Origin of the sequence: Pseudomonas sp. TWR3-1-1 (genome assembly GCF_049896545.1) — a bacterium.
GTDB classification, from domain to species: domain Bacteria; phylum Pseudomonadota; class Gammaproteobacteria; order Pseudomonadales; family Pseudomonadaceae; genus Aquipseudomonas; species Aquipseudomonas weihenstephanensis.
The window spans coordinates 580,802-598,405 of sequence record NZ_JAFCUO010000002.1; the positions used below are offsets into that span (position 1 = coordinate 580,802).

The following is a 17,604-nucleotide window of genomic DNA, read 5'->3' on the forward strand; positions in this document are numbered from 1 at the left end:
TTGGCCTTTTTATTGCGCATTACACCCGCATCAGAAGTCCAGGTTGGACACTGCCAGTGCGTTGCTCTCGATGAACTCACGACGAGGTTCAACAGCGTCGCCCATCAAGGTGTTGAAGATCTGATCAGCACCGATCGCGTCTTCAATGGTGACTTTCAGCATGCGACGCACGCTTGGGTCCATGGTGGTTTCCCAAAGTTGATCCGGGTTCATTTCACCCAGACCTTTGTAGCGCTGGATGGTGTGGCGCTTGGTGCTTTCGGCCATCAACCAGTCCAGTGCTTCTTTGAACTCAGTCACGGCCTTTTTACGCTCACCGCGCTGAATGTACGCGCCCTCGTCCAACAGAGTGCTCAGTTGAGCGCCCAGTGTCACAACGGTTTTGTAATCGTTGCTGCCGAAGAAGTCGCGGTTGAAGGTGATGAAGGTCGAGTGGCCGTGGGAGATCAATTCGACCTCTGGCAACCAGACGTTACGCTCACGGTCTTCACGCAGGCTGGCTTTGTACACCAGGCCCGATTTCTCGACCAGACGCAGACGGGCTTCGTACTTGCTCATCCACTCTTGCATGGCCGCGTGGTCGCCCAATTGCTCAAGGGTCACGGCTGGCAGGTAGATGAAGTGCTCGGTCAGCTCTTGCGGGTACAGGCGCGACAACCGCTTGAGGGTTTTCATCACCATGCGGAAGTCGTAAACCAGACGTTCCAACGCCTCACCGGAGATGCCCGGGGCTTCTTCGTTCAAATGCAGGCTGGCGTCTTCAAGCGCCGACTGGGTCATGTACTCTTCCATGGCCTCGTCGTCTTTGATGTATTGCTCTTGCTTGCCCTTTTTCACTTTGTACAACGGCGGCTGAGCGATGTAGATGTAGCCACGCTCGATCAGCTCTGGCAACTGACGGAAGAAGAAGGTCAGCAGCAGGGTACGGATGTGCGAACCGTCGACGTCAGCATCGGTCATGATGATGATGTTGTGATAACGCAGCTTGTCGATGTTGTATTCGTCGCGGCCAATGCCGCAGCCCAGCGCAGTGATCAAGGTGCCGACTTCTTGCGAAGAGATCATCTTGTCGAAACGCGCTTTTTCAACGTTAAGGATCTTGCCTTTCAACGGCAGGATCGCTTGGGTACGGCGGTTACGTCCCTGCTTGGCGGAGCCGCCAGCAGAGTCACCTTCCACCAGGTACAGTTCGGACAGTGCCGGGTCTTTTTCCTGGCAGTCAGCCAGCTTGCCTGGCAAACCGGCGATATCCAACGCGCCTTTACGGCGAGTCATCTCACGGGCTTTACGGGCAGCTTCACGGGCACGGGCCGCGTCAATCATCTTGCCGACAATCAGCTTGGCTTCGTTCGGGTGCTCCAACAGGAAGTCGGAGAAGAACTTGCCCATTTCCTGTTCCACTGCGGTCTTCACTTCAGAAGACACCAGCTTGTCTTTAGTCTGAGAGCTGAACTTAGGGTCCGGCACTTTTACCGAGATGATTGCGGTCAAGCCTTCACGCGCGTCATCACCGGTGGTGGCAACTTTGTGCTTTTTGGCCAGGCCTTCAGCTTCGATGTAGGTGTTGAGGTTACGCGTCAGTGCCGAGCGGAAACCCACCAAGTGGGTGCCGCCATCGCGCTGCGGAATGTTGTTGGTGAAGCACAACAGGTTCTCGTTGAAGCTGTCGTTCCACTGCAAGGCGATTTCAACGCCAATGCCGTCTTCACGCTGAACATTGAAGTGGAAGACTTCGTTGACCGGGGTCTTGTTGGTGTTCAGGTAATCCACGAATGCGCGCAGACCGCCTTCGTACTTGAACAGCTCTTCCTTGCCGCTGCGCTCATCCTTGAGGACGATGCCTACACCGGAGTTGAGGAAGGACAGCTCACGAATCCGCTTGGCCAGGATGTCCCAGCTGAAGTGGATGTTCTTGAACGTCTCTGCCGATGGCTTGAAGTGGATCTGGGTCCCCGTGGTTTCGCTTTCGCCCACGATTGCCATCGGTGCCTGCGGAACACCGTGTACGTAAGTCTGTTCCCAGATTTTGCCGCTACGGCGCACTGTCAGAACCAACAGCTCAGACAGGGCGTTAACCACCGAAACACCTACACCGTGCAGACCGCCGGATACTTTGTAGGAGTTGTCATCGAACTTACCGCCGGCGTGCAGCACGGTCATGATGACCTCGGCTGCGGAAACGCCTTCTTCTTTATGCACGTCTACCGGGATGCCACGACCGTTATCGCGCACGGTGATGGATTCATCCGGGTGGATGGTGATGGTGATGTCGTCGCAATGGCCAGCCAGCGCTTCGTCGATGGAGTTGTCGACTACTTCGAACACCATGTGGTGCAGACCGCTGCCATCGTCGGTGTCACCAATGTACATACCGGGACGTTTGCGTACGGCATCAAGGCCTTTCAGCACTTTAATGCTCGTTGAGTCGTACGTGTTTTCTTCGCTCAATGCCTTCACTCCCGATGGTCGTGGGTCTGGGTGATACAGCCCTGTTCCACGTGGAACAGCGCAACTGGCGTTTCCGTCTGCCAGCCTTCCCTCAATAATTCGTGATCTACACAGGTGATAAACACCTGGCAGCGTAAGTCTTCCAACAAGCGACACAGTGCTTGGCGATGCTGCTCGTCCAGTTCGGACGGCAGGTCATCCACCAGATAAATACATTGGCCACGGCGTGCCTGACTGACCAAATGCCCCTGGGCAATGCGCAACGCACACACCACTAACTTCTGCTGGCCGCGCGACAGAATCTCTGCGGCGTTGTGTGCGCCCAGCTTGAGGCGTAAATCAGCACGTTGTGGCCCAGCCTGGGTGTGTCCCATTTGCTGGTCCCGGTGGACGGACGCGGCGAGCACAGCGCTCAGCTCTCGGTCTTTGTCCCAACCACGGTAATAGCTCAGCGTTAACCCTTCGAGCTCAAGCAATTCGCTCAGGGTCTGCTCAAAGACTGGTTTCAAGGCTTTGATATAGGCGCGGCGGTATTCATCAATTTCAGCACTGGCCAGGCACAGTTCCCGGTCCCAGGCCGCTTGTGAAACGGCGTCGAGTGTACCATGCCGCAGCCATGAGTTCCGCTGCCGCAGGGCCTTCTGTAGCCGCTGCCAGGTCGACATGAAGCGTGGCTCGACGTGGAACACCCCCCAGTCGAGAAACTGCCTACGGATCTTTGGGGCACCTTCCAATAGACGGAAGCTGTCCGGGTTGATCAATTGCAGTGGCAGTATCTCGGCCAATTGCGCGGCACTGCGCGCATTCTGGCCGTCGATACGGATCTGAAACTCTCCTTGACGGTCCCGCGAAATACCCAACGCACTGTGTCCGCCTTCTGCCAACTCGACCTGACCGAACACGGTGCAAGCCTGTTGTTCATGCTGAATCACAGGATTGAGTCGCACACTGCGAAACGAACGCGCCAAACCCAACAGGTGGATTGCTTCCAGCACGCTGGTTTTTCCGCTGCCGTTATCGCCGTACAGGATATTAATGCGGGGGGAGGGAGAGAAGGTCACCGGGTGCAGGTTACGCACCGCGGTGACTGTGACACGACTGAGGGACATCTAGCGCGAGCTGTGCATAAGTTACAGGCGCATCGGCATAACAACGTAGGCCGAGTCGTCGTTGTCCGACTCTTGCACCAGTGCACTGCTGTTGGAGTCGGAAAGGATCAGACGCACTTGTTCAGTGGTCATCACGCCCAGCACGTCCAGCAGGTAGCTCACGTTGAAGCCGATTTCGAGCGAGCCACCGTTGTAGTCAACGCCCACTTCTTCTTCCGCTTCTTCCTGTTCCGGGTTGTTGGCCTGGATTTTCAATTGACCGTTAGCCAGTTGCAGGCGAATACCGCGGTATTTTTCGTTGGACAGGATGGCCGTACGGCTAAAGGCTTCGCGCAACGCCTGACGATCACCGATCACGGTTTTGTCACCACCTTTAGGTAGCACGCGCTCGTAGTCAGGGAACTTGCCGTCTACCAGCTTGGAGGTGAACGTGAACTCGCCCGTGGTGGCACGGATGTGGTGCGCGCCCAATACGATGCTGACTTCACCGTCCGGCTCGGTCAGCAGGCGTGCCAACTCAAGGATGCCCTTACGCGGCACGATGACCTGATGGCGGTCTGGCTGGCCAATATCGGCTTTCATCGAGCACATCGCCAGACGGTGACCGTCGGTGGCAACAGCGCGGATGATGCCGGCGGACACTTCCAGAAGCATGCCGTTGAGGTAATAACGCACATCCTGCTGCGCCATTGCGAAGCTGGTGCGCTCGATCAGGCGGCGAAGTTTGCTTTGCTGCAAGTTACAGGTCAGCGAGCCGGGGCCTTCTTCAACCGTCGGGAAATCGTTGGCGGGCAACGTAGACAGGGTAAATCGGCTACGACCGGCTTTAACAACCAGTTTTTGATCGTCCAGCTTGATATCGATCAGCGCATCGTTCGGCAGGCTTTTGCAGATATCCATCAGCTTGCGCGCAGGTACGGTGATTTCGCCAGGCTCGGCGATGTCTTCTAGCTGAACGCGGCCGACCAGTTCGACTTCAAGGTCGGTACCGGTCAGCGACAATTGCTGGCCTTCGACAACCAACAGCACGTTGGACAATACCGGCAAGGTCTGGCGGCGTTCAACGACGCCTGCGACCAGTTGCAGGGGTTTCAACAGGGCTTCGCGTTGAATGGTGAAATGCATGGTCTAGTCCCTTGCCTTAATAAGCTGCGCTGGTGTCATCAGGTGGTCAGTGTACGCAGCAGGTTCTTGTAGTCCTCGCGGATGTCCGCGTCGGATTCCTTGAGTTCGTTGATCTTGCGGCATGCGTGCAAGACCGTGGTGTGATCACGACCGCCAAACACGTCGCCGATTTCCGGCAAGCTGTGGTTGGTCAGTTCTTTGGACAGTGCCATGGCGACCTGACGTGGTCGCGCTACCGAGCGCGAACGGCGCTTGGACAGCAGGTCTGAAATTTTGATCTTGTAGTACTCAGCGACCGTGCGCTGAATGTTATCCACAGACACCAGTTTGTCTTGCAGCGCCAGCAAGTCTTTCAGGGATTCGCGAATCAACTCAATGGTGATGTCGCGGCCCATGAAGTGCGAGTGAGCAATGACTCGCTTGAGTGCGCCTTCAAGCTCCCGCACGTTTGAACGGATGCGTTGGGCAATAAAGAAGGCAGCGTCGTGCGGCAGATCGACTTTGGCCTGGTCGGCCTTTTTCATCAGGATCGCGACACGGGTTTCAAGTTCTGGTGGCTCGACGGCAACGGTCAGCCCCCAACCGAAACGGGATTTGAGGCGCTCTTCAAGGCCTTCGATCTCTTTAGGGTAACGGTCGCTGGTCAGAATCACTTGCTGACCGCCTTCAAGCAGGGCGTTGAAGGTGTGGAAAAACTCTTCCTGGGACCGCTCCTTGCGGGCAAAGAACTGAATGTCATCGATAAGCAAGGCATCGACCGAACGGTAGAAGCGCTTGAACTCGTTGATCGCATTGAGCTGAAGGGCTTTAACCATGTCAGCTACAAAACGCTCCGAATGCAGGTAAACCACCTTGGCATTCGGGTTCTTTTTCAGCAGGTGGTTACCTACCGCATGCATCAAGTGCGTTTTACCCAAGCCAACGCCGCCATACAGGAACAGCGGGTTGTAACCATGTTTGGGGTTATCCGCCACCTGCCACGCCGCAGCGCGGGCCAGTTGGTTGGACTTGCCCTCAACGAAGTTTTCGAAGGTAAAGGTGCGGTTCAGGTAACTGGTGTGCTTGAGCGCGCCTTCGACTTGAACGGTACGTTGCTCAGCCCGGACCGGAGCCTGTTGCGAACTGGCGCCAGCCATCGGGTCGAAGCTGGCACGCGACGGTTCTTCGCTCGCTTGCGCAGCCTGTTTAGGCGCCGGAGCAGGCGCACTGACGGTATTGGCAGGTGCACTCGGAGCAGGCGCTGGCGCCTGTTGCGAGGCGGCGGCCGCCAGCGGTGCATTGGGCGCTGCACGAGGTGCCGAGCTGCGTTTGCTGCCTATTAATAAGGACAACGCTGGCGCCATGCCATTGCTGTGCTCATTCAATAGTTCAAGTAAACGGCTCAGGTACTTCTCATTCACCCAGTCCAGGACAAAGCGGTTGGGTGCATACACGCGCAACTCGTCGCCTTCGGCTTCGACCTGTAGTGGACGGATCCAAGTGTTGAATTGCTGGGCAGGCAGCTCATCGCGCAAAAGCTCTACGCACTGCTGCCAAAGTTCCACTGACACGGATATCCCCTAAGTTGAAAGCCGGTGAGGCAAAAACAGGCGCCATTGTAGCGGTCACTCGCCCACTTATCCACATGTAGGTTGCCTGTCTATAAGGAGATATTCGGTTTTTATCCCTAAAAAAAGCGACAAATGGTCGGTGCGTAAGCTCTGTGGATAAGCGGGCCTAAGCCCATTGCACAAGTGGGGGTGAAACTCTGTGCATAAGTCGCCTGTGGATAAATAGCCCTTTCATGCACAGCTTTTCCGAAGGCGTGGCACAGGCAAAGCACGGCTTGTGGACAACCTTTCAATTCTCTATACACCTTGTTTTATATGGCCTAGCGCGAGTTATCCACAGAAGGTGGCCTCTATAAGAGTAGTAAGTTCTTTAAAAGAGCTTTAAATACTTCGTTTTTTTATTTCTATAGTTGGCAGGCAAAAGGTTTGCGTAAAAGCCTCGACATCTATTTACCAGGAAAGGCTGGTTGGAAATTGACCTATTGGCTTGCATTCTCTAGAATCGCCGGTCTCTTAAAACGGGGGCCATTCCGGCCCGTTGTGGACGAACCAGGTAGCACGACATGAAACGTACTTTCCAACCAAGCACTATCAAACGCGCCCGCACTCACGGTTTCCGTGCACGCATGGCTACTAAAAACGGCCGTGCCGTCCTGTCGCGTCGCCGCGCCAAAGGCCGTGCGCGTCTGGCAGTTTGATAATCAGACAATGGTGGTGAGTCAGGACTTCAGTCGGGAAAAGCGGTTACTCACTCCCCGACATTTCAAGGCAGTCTTTGACTCCCCCACCGGCAAGGTACCGGGGAAAAATCTCCTGCTCCTTGCGCGCAACAACGATCTGGATCACCCCCGCCTGGGGTTAGTGATCGGTAAAAAGAGCGTAAAGCTCTCCGTTGAGCGCAACCGCCTTAAGCGTTTGATGCGTGAATCGTTTCGTCTCCACCAGGATTTACTGGTTGGTTGGGATATCGTAATCGTCGCGCGCAAAGGTTTGGGTGACGTAGAGAACCCCGAATTGATTCAGCATTTCGGCAAACTCTGGAAGCGTCTGGCACGTAACACGCCAGTTCCAGCGGTTAAAACCGAAACTGTAGGGGTAGGCAGTCCTGATGCGTAAACTGGCACTCGTTCCGATCCAGTTTTATCGCTATGCCATTAGTCCTTTGATGGCCAGCCACTGCCGTTTCTACCCCAGTTGTTCCTGCTACGCGTTGGAAGCCATCGAAAATCATGGCGTTCTTCGCGGCGGCTGGCTGACCTTTCGTCGTTTAGGTCGCTGTCACCCGTGGAATCCCGGTGGTTATGACCCGGTTCCACCTATCCCTACCTCCCGTTCTTCTTCGATGGCCGAGTAATCATGGATATTAAACGCACGATCCTGATCGTCGCCCTGGCAGTCGTGTCCTACGTTATGGTTCTCAAATGGAACCAGGACTACGGTCAAGCTGCTCTGCCGACTCAGAATGTTGCCGCCAGCAGTACTACCGCGCCGGCTTTGCCCGACACGGTTCCAGGTAACAACGCTTCCAACAGTGCTGATGTCCCTAGCGCCTCTGCTGATACCAGCACGGTGACCGAAACACCGGTTGCTGCCAGCAAAGACCTGATTCATGTAAAAACCGACGTTCTGGATATTGCAATTGATCCACAGGGTGGTGACATCGCCCAGTTGCGTCTGCCGCTCTACCCGCGTCGCCAGGATCACCCGGATGTTCCGTTTCAGTTGTTCGATAACGGCAACGAACGCACCTATTTGGCACAAAGTGGCCTGACAGGCGTAGACGGTCCTGATGCACGTTCGTCGGGTCGCCCTGTTTTCAGCGCTGAGAAAAAGACTTATGAACTGGCTCCAGGCCAGGATCAAATGGTGGTTGATCTCAAATTCAGCGAAAACGGCGTCAATTACATCAAGCGCTTCACGCTTAAGCGTGGCCTTTACGATGTACAAGTCACTTATTTGATTGATAACGAGAGCGGCAAGCCGTGGAACGGCAACCTGTTCGCGCAATTGAAACGTGATGCCAGCTCCGATCCTTCTTCCAGCACCGCCACCGGTACTGCGACTTACCTGGGCGCCGCCCTGTGGACAAGTGCAGAGCCGTACAAAAAAGTGTCGATGAAAGATATCGACAAAGGCCAGCTGAAAGAAACCGTTCAAGGTGGCTGGGTTGCCTGGTTGCAACACTACTTTGTGACCGCGTGGATCCCACAGAAAGGCGATAACAACGTCGTTCAGACCCGCAAAGACAACCAGGGCAACTACATCATCGGTTTCACTGGCCCAACGTTGACCGTTGAGCCGGGCAAAACCGCTGAAACCAGTGCCACGTTGTATGCAGGGCCAAAAAGCCAGGGCGTACTCAAAGAGTTATCCCCAGGTCTGGAACTGACTGTCGACTACGGCATTCTGTGGTTCATTGCCCAGCCTATTTTCTGGCTGCTGCAACATATCCACAGCATCGTGGGTAACTGGGGCTGGTCGATCATCTTCCTGACCATGCTGATCAAAGGGATCTTCTTCCCGCTGTCGGCTGCCAGCTACAAATCGATGGCTCGCATGCGCGCTGTGGCGCCAAAACTGGCCGCTCTGAAAGAGCAGTTCGGTGATGACCGTCAGAAAATGTCGCAAGCGATGATGGAGCTGTACAAGAAAGAGAAGATCAATCCACTGGGCGGCTGCTTGCCGATTCTGGTGCAGATGCCGGTCTTCCTGTCCTTGTACTGGGTACTTCTGGAAAGTGTTGAAATGCGCCAGGCGCCGTTCATGCTCTGGATTACCGACCTGTCGATCAAAGACCCGTTCTTCATTCTGCCGATCATCATGGGCGCAACCATGTTCATCCAGCAGCGTCTGAACCCGACTCCGCCGGACCCGATGCAGGCCAAGGTGATGAAGCTGATGCCAATCATCTTCACCTTCTTCTTCCTGTGGTTCCCGGCTGGTCTGGTGCTGTACTGGGTTGTGAACAACTGCCTGTCCATCGCTCAGCAGTGGTACATCACGCGTAAAGTTGAAGCCGCTACCAAAAAAGCAGCTGAATAACTTACTCTGATGCGCACCACTCAAAACGCCCCCTAGTGGGGCGTTTTGCTATCCGTCACTTTTGTTTTGAGGCCTGTTTTATGAGTGTTCCGGCACAAACCATTGCCGCAGTAGCAACCGCCCAAGGCCGAGGTGGTGTGGGGATCGTACGTGTTTCCGGGCCACTCGCCCGGGCTGCGGCCCAAGCGTTTTGTGAGCGTGAGTTGAAACCGCGCTACGCCCATTACGGCCCTTTTTACGGAGAAAACCGTGAGGTGCTGGACGAAGGCATCGCACTTTATTTTCCTGGCCCCCACTCGTTTACTGGCGAAGACGTACTGGAACTCCAAGGCCACGGTGGCCCGATCGTGCTGGATATGTTGTTGCAGCGCTGCATCCAGTTGGGTTGCCGCCTGGCGCGTCCGGGAGAATTCAGCGAACGCGCATTTTTGAATGACAAGCTCGATCTGGCTCAAGCCGAAGCCATTGCCGACTTGATCGAAGCAAGTTCTGCACAGGCTGCGCGCAACGCATTACGTTCCTTGCAGGGCGCTTTCTCACAGCGCGTGCATAACTTGACCGAGCAACTGATCGGTTTACGCATCTATGTCGAAGCAGCGATTGATTTCCCGGAAGAAGAAATCGACTTTTTAGCAGATGGCCATGTGCTGGGCATGCTCGACAAGGTCCGTGAAGAGTTATCCACCGTTCAGCGCGAAGCGGGGCAAGGTGCGTTGCTACGCGATGGCATGACGGTGGTTATTGCGGGGCGCCCAAATGCAGGCAAGTCGAGCCTGCTCAACGCATTGGCCGGACGTGAAGCGGCTATCGTGACTGAAATCGCAGGCACCACTCGCGACGTGTTGCGCGAACATATCCACATTGATGGCATGCCATTGCATGTGGTCGACACGGCAGGCTTGCGTGATACCGACGATCATGTCGAAAAAATTGGCGTGCAACGGGCGCTCAAGGCCATTGGTGAAGCTGACCGTGTGCTGTTGGTGGTGGATGCCACGGCACCGGAAGCACAAGACCCGTTTGCTCTGTGGCCAGAATTTCTGGAGCAGCGTCCTGACCCTGCGAAAGTGACCTTGATCCGTAACAAGGCCGACTTGAGCGGCGAAAATATAGCGCTGGAGGTCAGCGCAGATGGCCATGTCACGATCAGCCTGAGCGCCCGCTCCACCGCAGGCCTGGACTTGCTGCGTGAGCACCTAAAAGCCTGCATGGGCTATGAACAGACCTCTGAGAGCAGCTTCAGCGCACGGCGTCGCCATCTGGAGGCCTTGAGTCATGCCAGTGCAGCGCTTGAACACGGTCGCGCGCAATTGACCCTCGCGGGCGCAGGAGAGTTGTTGGCTGAAGATTTACGCCAGGCACAGCATTCACTGGGCGAAATTACCGGGGCCTTCAGTTCCGATGATTTGCTGGGGCGGATTTTCTCCAGCTTCTGTATCGGTAAGTAACGACGTACTGTAGCCGCTGAGAGGCGTAGCGAGGCTGCGAAAAGGACCGAAGGGCTTCAGATTGCCGGTGCTGCTTCGCACAACCCATCGCAGCCTTGTACCGTGTCAGCGGCTACAGAGATCAATCATCTTGCTACCGTGACCCACATTCCTACTGAGTGACTCCTCCCATACGCCATTGATGCCGCCGCGAAGCTTGCGGCCAGTGCTTGATTACCCTGCAACAGGGGCAGATCCGTGCATCTCTGGAGTAAATTTCCATCATCAGCCCGATGTTTTTTGACCTTAATCTGCATCTTCACCGACGGCATGCGGGCCTGCCATTCATCGCCTTGATTCCTTCCTGATCGACTAAACGCTTGATGAATCCTTCATTCAGGCGGCTTTCGCCTGCCTGTGTATTAGCCCATGCACTCTTTTTCTGTGGAATAAGCCCTGTGCATAACTTGCCTTCAGGTCAGTGGGTAAGTAGGCCTGAAAACTGAAGATAACCACCCCTGTGGATAAGCACCTGTTTTACCCACAGGCTTAAAGCACTTATTCACGGCCCTCATTGGCAGATGACCACAGACTTTTGAATCTCTGTACAGTACGTGGAATATGGCCTGTAGCAATCTATCCACAGAAATGTGCCTCAGTAGAAATAAACATAAAAACAAAGCTTTATAAATTTCTTCTCTATTTATTTATCTATCTTGCCCTTATCCACAGCTGGTTAAATTTTGTGCAAAGGGTTCTTTAAGAAGGGCGAAGTCCCTATACTTCGCGGTCTATCTAAAAAACCCCTAGTAACAGGCACGAGGTGCGTGGTGAATTTCCCTTCCCGTTTTGCAGTGATCGTCATCGGTGGCGGTCACGCCGGAACCGAGGCTGCACTTGCTTCAGCACGTATGGGCGTAAAAACCCTGCTGTTGACCCACAACGTGGAAACCCTCGGGCAAATGAGCTGCAATCCTGCGATTGGCGGGATTGGTAAAAGCCATCTGGTTAAAGAAATCGACGCCCTTGGCGGCGCGATGGCGATAGCCACCGATAAAGGCGGTATTCAGTTCCGTGTACTCAATGGCCGTAAAGGCCCCGCCGTACGCGCAACCCGTGCACAGGCTGACCGCATCCTCTACAAGGCGGCTGTACGCGAAATTCTGGAAAACCAGCCCAACCTGTGGATATTTCAACAAGCCGCTGATGACCTGATCGTCGAACAGGATCAAGTGCGAGGCGTAGTGACCCAAATGGGCCTGCGTTTCATGGCCGATGCCGTGGTTTTGACCACAGGCACGTTCCTCGGTGGACTTATCCACATCGGTATGCAGAACTATTCGGGCGGCCGGGCCGGTGATCCACCTTCGATCGCCTTGGCCCAGCGCCTGCGTGAGCTACCGCTGCGAGTTGGTCGCTTGAAAACCGGCACGCCCCCGCGTATCGACGGTCGCTCGGTGGATTTCTCGGTGATGACCGAGCAACCTGGCGATACCCCGATTCCCGTCATGTCGTTCATGGGCAACAAAGAACAGCACCCGGCGCAAGTCAGTTGCTGGATCACCCATACCAACGCACGCACCCACGAAATCATTGCCTCCAACCTGGACCGCTCGCCGATGTATTCGGGCGTGATTGAAGGGATTGGCCCACGCTACTGCCCATCGATTGAAGACAAGATTCATCGCTTTGCAGACAAAGAAAGCCATCAGGTCTTTATCGAACCGGAAGGCCTGACCACGCATGAGCTGTACCCGAACGGGATTTCAACTTCGCTGCCGTTCGACGTGCAAATCCAGATCGTGCAATCGATTCGCGGTATGGAAAACGCCCATATCGTGCGTCCTGGTTATGCCATCGAGTACGACTACTTCGATCCGCGAGATCTGAAGTACAGCCTCGAAACCAAAGTCATTGGCGGTTTGTTCTTTGCTGGGCAAATCAATGGCACCACCGGTTACGAAGAAGCGGGTGCCCAAGGTTTGCTGGCCGGCGCCAATGCGGCTTTGCTTTCACAAGGCAAAGAGAGCTGGTGCCCGCGTCGCGATGAAGCCTACATCGGGGTGTTGGTCGACGATTTGATTACCCTGGGTACTCAAGAACCGTATCGGATGTTCACCTCCCGCGCCGAATACCGGCTGATCCTTCGCGAAGACAACGCCGATATGCGTCTGACCGAAAAAGGTCGTGAACTGGGATTGGTCGATGACGCGCGTTGGGCGGCCTTCTGCACCAAGCGCGAAAGTATTGCGCTGGAAGAACAACGATTGAAAAGCACATGGGTGCGACCGGGTACGGAACAAGGCGATGCAATTGCTGCCAAATTCGGTACGCCATTGACCCATGAGTACAATTTGCTGAATTTGTTGACCCGCCCCGAAATCGACTACGCCGGTCTGGTTGAAGTGACCGGGCAAGGCGCTGAAGACCCGTTGGTCGCCGAGCAGGTTGAAATCAAGACCAAATATGCGGGTTATATCGATCGTCAGCAGGATGAAATTGCCCGTTTGCGGGCAAGCGAAAATACCAAACTGCCTGTGGATATCGATTACACGGTCATTTCCGGGCTGTCGAAAGAGATCCAGAGCAAGCTGGGCGCAACTCGCCCCGAGACCTTGGGCCAGGCATCGCGGATCCCCGGCGTCACGCCGGCGGCCATTTCCCTGTTGATGATTCATCTGAAAAAACGCGGCGCTGGCCGCACGTTGGAGCAAAACGCTTGAGTTCGCTGGTCACTGCACAACACGCCGAAGAGTTATCCACAGGTGCACGTCAACTGGGCGTCGAATTGACCGACATCCAGCACCAGCAATTGCTGGCTTATCTGGCCCTGTTGATTAAATGGAACAAGGCTTACAACCTCACGGCTGTGCGTAACCCGGACGAAATGGTGTCGCGTCATTTGCTCGACAGTCTCAGCGTCATGCCATTTATCGAAAACGGCCGCTGGCTGGATGTCGGCAGTGGTGGCGGCATGCCCGGCATCCCTCTGGCGATCCTGTTTCCCGAGTCGCAAGTGACCTGTCTGGACAGTAACGGTAAAAAAACCCGTTTTCTGACCCAGGTTAAACTCGAACTCAAACTGGACAACTTGCAAGTTATCCACAGCCGCGTTGAGGAATATCAACCGGCGTTGCCGTTCAACGGAATTGTGTCCAGAGCCTTCAGCAGCATGGAGAACTTCTCCAACTGGACGCGCCACTTGGGCGACAGCCAAACGCGCTGGTTGGCAATGAAGGGCGTTCATCCTGCTGATGAGCTGGTAGCATTGCCGACTGATTTTCGTCTCGATAGCGAACACGCCTTGACCGTTCCGGGTTGCCAAGGCCAACGCCATCTGCTGATACTGCGCCGCACGGCATGATTGGGAACGCACGCAAGAATGGCTAAGGTATTCGCAATAGCGAACCAAAAGGGTGGTGTGGGTAAGACCACCACCTGTATCAACCTCGCAGCATCGCTGGTCGCCACCAAGCGTCGGGTGCTGCTGATCGACCTCGATCCACAAGGCAACGCCACCATGGGTAGCGGTGTGGATAAACACGCGCTCGAGAACTCGGTGTACGACCTGTTGATCGGAGAATGCGACCTGGCTCAGGCCATGCACTACTCCGAACACGGTGGTTATCAGTTGCTGCCGGCTAACCGTGATCTCACGGCAGCGGAAGTCGTGCTGCTTGAAATGCAGATGAAAGAAAGCCGCCTGCGTACTGCGCTGGCGCCGGTTCGCGAGAGCTACGATTACATCCTGATCGATTGCCCGCCCTCACTGTCGATGCTGACTTTGAACGCGCTGGTTGCCGCCGATGGCGTCATCATTCCCATGCAGTGCGAATACTTTGCACTGGAAGGGTTGAGTGACCTTGTGGATAACATCAAACGCATTGCCGAGCTGCTAAACCCGAACCTGAAGATCGAAGGCCTGTTGCGGACCATGTACGATCCGCGCTTGAGCCTGATGAATGACGTTTCGGCGCAGCTCAAGGAGCACTTTGGCGGGCAGCTTTACGACACGGTGATTCCACGCAACATCCGTTTGGCCGAAGCGCCAAGTTATGGCATGCCGGCGCTGGCGTATGACAAAAATTCCCGTGGCGCGATTGCTTACCTGGCCCTCGCGGGCGAGTTGGTTCGTCGTCAACGTCGCAGCTCCCGCACCGTTCAGCCAACTTAAGGAAATCCCATGGCCGTCAAGAAACGAGGTCTCGGACGCGGACTGGATGCACTCCTGAGTGGCCCTACGGTCAGCTCACTGGAGGAGCAAGCGGTCAAGGTTGATCAAAGCGAACTGCAACATTTGCCCCTGGACCTGATCCAGCGTGGCAAATACCAGCCGCGCCGCGATATGGACCCGCAAGCCCTTGAAGAGCTTGCTAACTCCATCAAGTCCCAAGGGGTGATGCAGCCCATCGTGGTACGCCCGATTGCCGGCGAGCGCTTTGAAATCATCGCCGGTGAACGCCGTTGGCGCGCGAGCCAGCAAGCTGGCAAAGACACCATCCCGGCGATGGTGCGCGATGTGCCTGACGAAACCGCTATCGCAATGGCGCTGATCGAAAACATTCAGCGTGAAGACCTCAATCCGATTGAAGAAGCCATTGCCTTGCAGCGTTTGCAGCAAGAGTTCCAACTGACCCAACAGCAAGTGGCTGACGCCGTGGGCAAGTCCCGGGTGTCTGTGGCTAACCTGTTGCGATTGATTTCGTTGCCGGAAGTGATCAAAACCATGCTCTCCCACGGCGACCTGGAAATGGGTCACGCGCGAGCTTTGCTGGGTTTGCCGGAAAACCAGCAGGTTGAAGGGGCGCGACACGTTGTCGCACGAGGGCTGACCGTGCGTCAGACCGAAGCCCTGGTTCGCCAGTGGTTGAGTGGCAAACAAGACCCCGTAGAACCGGTTAAACCAGATCCGGATATCACGCGTCTCGAACAAAGACTGGCTGAACGGCTAGGCTCTGCGGTGCAAATCCGCCACGGAAAGAAGGGAAAAGGCCAATTAGTAATTGGTTACAATTCTCTGGATGAGCTTCAGGGTGTGCTTGCACACATCCGCTGAAACAATTCCTCGTGTAGCGCGCAGTCGGAAATCACTACCTGACAGTTGAATAGGGAATTAAGCGCCCCTATACTCTGCGCGCATTTTGTCGGCACAAATTATGCCAAGTTCTTACTTTTGGCAGCCGACCTTTGAGGAGCAGATGTGATGGAAACACGCACGCCAAACCGCTTGCCGTTCCATCGCTTGGCGGTTTTTCCGGTTTTACTGGCTCAATTTGTCGTTTTATTGCTGGCTGCTCTGGGGCTCTGGCAATGGCATGGAGTCGTCGCCGGTTATTCAGGACTTTGCGGAGGCCTGATTGCTTTGCTACCCAATGTGTACTTTGCTCACAGGGCTTTCCGGTTTTCCGGCGCTCGAGCAGCGCAAGCCATCGTCCGGTCGTTTTACGCTGGCGAGGCAGGCAAATTAATTTTGACGGCAGTGCTGTTCGCGCTGACGTTTGCAGGTGTGAAGCCATTGGCGCCATTAGCAGTATTTGGCGTCTTCGTGCTGACCCAACTGGTCAGCTGGTTCGCTCCCCTGCTAATGAGAACAACACTTTCGAGACCTTAGGGCGTTTGAGGCAACCATGGCAGAAACAACCGCTTCGGGCTATATCCAGCACCACTTACAGAACCTGACCTTCGGGCAGCTACCTGATGGCGGCTGGGGCTTTGCTCACACCGTTGCAGAAGCTAAAGAAATGGGCTTTTGGGCATTCCACGTCGATACACTCGGCTGGTCGCTGTTTGTCGGCCTGATCTTTATCCTCGTTTTCCGCATGGCGGCCAAGAAGGCAACTTCGGGTCAACCAGGCGCATTGCAGAACTTCGTTGAAGTGCTGGTGGAATTCGTTGATGGCAGCGTCAAAGACAGTTTCCACGGCCGCAGCGCAGTTATTGCTCCGCTGGCGCTGACGATTTTCGTCTGGGTGTTCCTGATGAACGCCATCGACTTGATCCCGGTTGACTGGATTCCTCAGTTGGCCATTCTGATCACTGGCGATGAACACTTCCCGTTCCGTGCCGTACCGACGACTGATCCTAACGCTACCCTGGGCATGGCCCTGTCGGTATTTGCGCTGATCATCTTCTACAGCATCAAAATCAAGGGCATCGGCGGCTTCATCGGCGAACTGACCCTGCACCCGTTTGGCAGCAAGAACATCTTCGTTCAAGCGCTGCTGATTCCGGTTAACTTCCTGCTCGAATTCGTGACGTTGATTGCCAAGCCTATCTCGCTGGCACTGCGTCTGTTCGGCAACATGTACGCTGGCGAACTGGTATTTATCCTGATCGCCGTAATGTTCGGCAGCGGCCTGCTTTGGCTTAGCGGTCTGGGCGTGGTGCTGCAATGGGCGTGGGCTGTATTCCACATCCTGATCATCACCTTGCAAGCGTTCATCTTCATGATGTTGACCATCGTTTACTTGTCGATGGCGCACGAAGAGAACCACTAAGGCCCGCCTCGGCGAGTCTGGTGCCCCTCCTGCTTCGGTGGGAGGGCGTCGCAAAATGATTTTGTTTTACCGCTTTAATCTAAAAACCTAAACCATACGACGTAAAAGTCGGGAGGAAAGATGGAAACTGTAGTTGGTCTAACCGCTATCGCTGTTGCACTGTTGATCGGCCTGGGCGCACTGGGTACCGCAATTGGTTTCGGCCTGTTGGGCGGCAAGTTCCTGGAAGGCGCAGCGCGTCAACCAGAAATGGTTCCAATGCTGCAAGTTAAAATGTTCATCGTTGCCGGTCTGCTCGACGCCGTAACCATGATCGGTGTTGGTATCGCACTGTTCTTCACCTTCGCTAATCCCTTCGTTGGTCAACTCGCTGGCTAATCACTCGAATTGTCGAGTTGATTAGAGT

General features: G+C 55.2%; 16 protein-coding genes. 12 read left to right on the forward strand and 4 right to left on the reverse strand.

Features of this window, described 5'->3' with window-relative positions:
• Positions 1-30: 30 nt before the first annotated feature.
• From gyrB to dnaA, 4 genes are read right to left on the reverse strand one after another with little or no spacing between them, the layout of a single operon-like run.
• On the reverse strand, positions 31-2,448 hold the full coding sequence (gyrB, locus tag ACP7A4_RS08225) for a DNA topoisomerase (ATP-hydrolyzing) subunit B (RefSeq protein WP_426246326.1): 2,418 nt from the start codon (positions 2,446-2,448) through the stop codon (positions 31-33).
• 5 nt (positions 2,449-2,453) lie between these two features.
• On the reverse strand, positions 2,454-3,557 hold the full coding sequence (gene recF / locus ACP7A4_RS08230; RefSeq protein ID WP_048363775.1) for a DNA replication/repair protein RecF: 1,104 nt from the start codon (positions 3,555-3,557) through the stop codon (positions 2,454-2,456).
• Between the two features lie 21 nt (positions 3,558-3,578).
• The gene (gene dnaN, locus ACP7A4_RS08235) at positions 3,579-4,682 is read right to left on the reverse strand and encodes a DNA polymerase III subunit beta (protein ID WP_048363774.1); all 1,104 of its coding nucleotides are present in this window, start codon (positions 4,680-4,682) and stop codon (positions 3,579-3,581) included.
• 38 nt (positions 4,683-4,720) lie between these two features.
• Positions 4,721-6,232, reverse strand: coding sequence for a chromosomal replication initiator protein DnaA (dnaA, locus tag ACP7A4_RS08240; protein WP_059766080.1), 1,512 nt, complete (start codon positions 6,230-6,232; stop codon positions 4,721-4,723).
• 563 nt (positions 6,233-6,795) lie between these two features.
• On the opposite strand from dnaA, the gene rpmH reads away from it, so the two are divergent.
• From rpmH to atpE, 12 genes are all read left to right on the forward strand, one after another.
• Positions 6,796-6,930 carry a 50S ribosomal protein L34 gene (gene rpmH, locus ACP7A4_RS08245; protein ID WP_003213577.1) on the forward strand — a complete coding sequence of 45 codons (135 nt, stop codon included), beginning with the start codon at positions 6,796-6,798 and terminating at the stop codon, positions 6,928-6,930.
• A 16-nt stretch (positions 6,931-6,946) separates the two neighbouring features.
• Complete coding sequence (gene rnpA / locus ACP7A4_RS08250; RefSeq protein ID WP_203302153.1) at positions 6,947-7,348, forward strand: ribonuclease P protein component; 402 nt, start codon at positions 6,947-6,949, stop codon at positions 7,346-7,348.
• On the forward strand, positions 7,341-7,586 hold the full coding sequence (gene yidD / locus ACP7A4_RS08255; RefSeq protein WP_048402126.1) for a membrane protein insertion efficiency factor YidD: 246 nt from the start codon (positions 7,341-7,343) through the stop codon (positions 7,584-7,586). Before rnpA ends, yidD begins: the two co-directional genes overlap by 8 nt.
• A gap of 2 nt (positions 7,587-7,588) precedes the next feature.
• Positions 7,589-9,274 (forward strand): membrane protein insertase YidC, encoded by a 1,686-nt coding sequence (yidC, locus tag ACP7A4_RS08260; RefSeq protein WP_048363771.1) that lies wholly within the window; start codon positions 7,589-7,591, stop codon positions 9,272-9,274.
• An 80-nt stretch (positions 9,275-9,354) separates the two neighbouring features.
• On the forward strand, positions 9,355-10,722 hold the full coding sequence (gene mnmE / locus ACP7A4_RS08265) for a tRNA uridine-5-carboxymethylaminomethyl(34) synthesis GTPase MnmE (RefSeq protein WP_059766082.1): 1,368 nt from the start codon (positions 9,355-9,357) through the stop codon (positions 10,720-10,722).
• 809 nt (positions 10,723-11,531) lie between these two features.
• Entirely contained in the window at positions 11,532-13,424 is a 1,893-nt protein-coding gene (mnmG, locus tag ACP7A4_RS08270; RefSeq protein WP_048402128.1) for a tRNA uridine-5-carboxymethylaminomethyl(34) synthesis enzyme MnmG, read from the forward strand.
• On the forward strand, positions 13,421-14,065 hold the full coding sequence (gene rsmG / locus ACP7A4_RS08275) for a 16S rRNA (guanine(527)-N(7))-methyltransferase RsmG (RefSeq protein WP_048402129.1): 645 nt from the start codon (positions 13,421-13,423) through the stop codon (positions 14,063-14,065). Before mnmG ends, rsmG begins: the two co-directional genes overlap by 4 nt.
• 18 nt (positions 14,066-14,083) lie before the next feature.
• On the forward strand, positions 14,084-14,875 hold the full coding sequence (locus ACP7A4_RS08280) for a ParA family protein (RefSeq protein ID WP_048363768.1): 792 nt from the start codon (positions 14,084-14,086) through the stop codon (positions 14,873-14,875).
• 9 nt (positions 14,876-14,884) lie between these two features.
• Positions 14,885-15,757 carry a ParB/RepB/Spo0J family partition protein gene (locus ACP7A4_RS08285; protein WP_048363767.1) on the forward strand — a complete coding sequence of 291 codons (873 nt, stop codon included), beginning with the start codon at positions 14,885-14,887 and terminating at the stop codon, positions 15,755-15,757.
• 147 nt (positions 15,758-15,904) lie between these two features.
• Positions 15,905-16,312, forward strand: a complete 408-nt coding sequence (locus ACP7A4_RS08290) for a F0F1 ATP synthase subunit I (protein ID WP_003437994.1) — start codon at positions 15,905-15,907, stop codon at positions 16,310-16,312.
• A gap of 16 nt (positions 16,313-16,328) precedes the next feature.
• Positions 16,329-17,198 carry a F0F1 ATP synthase subunit A gene (gene atpB, locus ACP7A4_RS08295; RefSeq protein ID WP_047279004.1) on the forward strand — a complete coding sequence of 290 codons (870 nt, stop codon included), beginning with the start codon at positions 16,329-16,331 and terminating at the stop codon, positions 17,196-17,198.
• Between the two features lie 120 nt (positions 17,199-17,318).
• On the forward strand, positions 17,319-17,576 hold the full coding sequence (atpE, locus tag ACP7A4_RS08300; protein ID WP_002555987.1) for a F0F1 ATP synthase subunit C: 258 nt from the start codon (positions 17,319-17,321) through the stop codon (positions 17,574-17,576).
• Positions 17,577-17,604 lie beyond the last annotated feature (28 nt).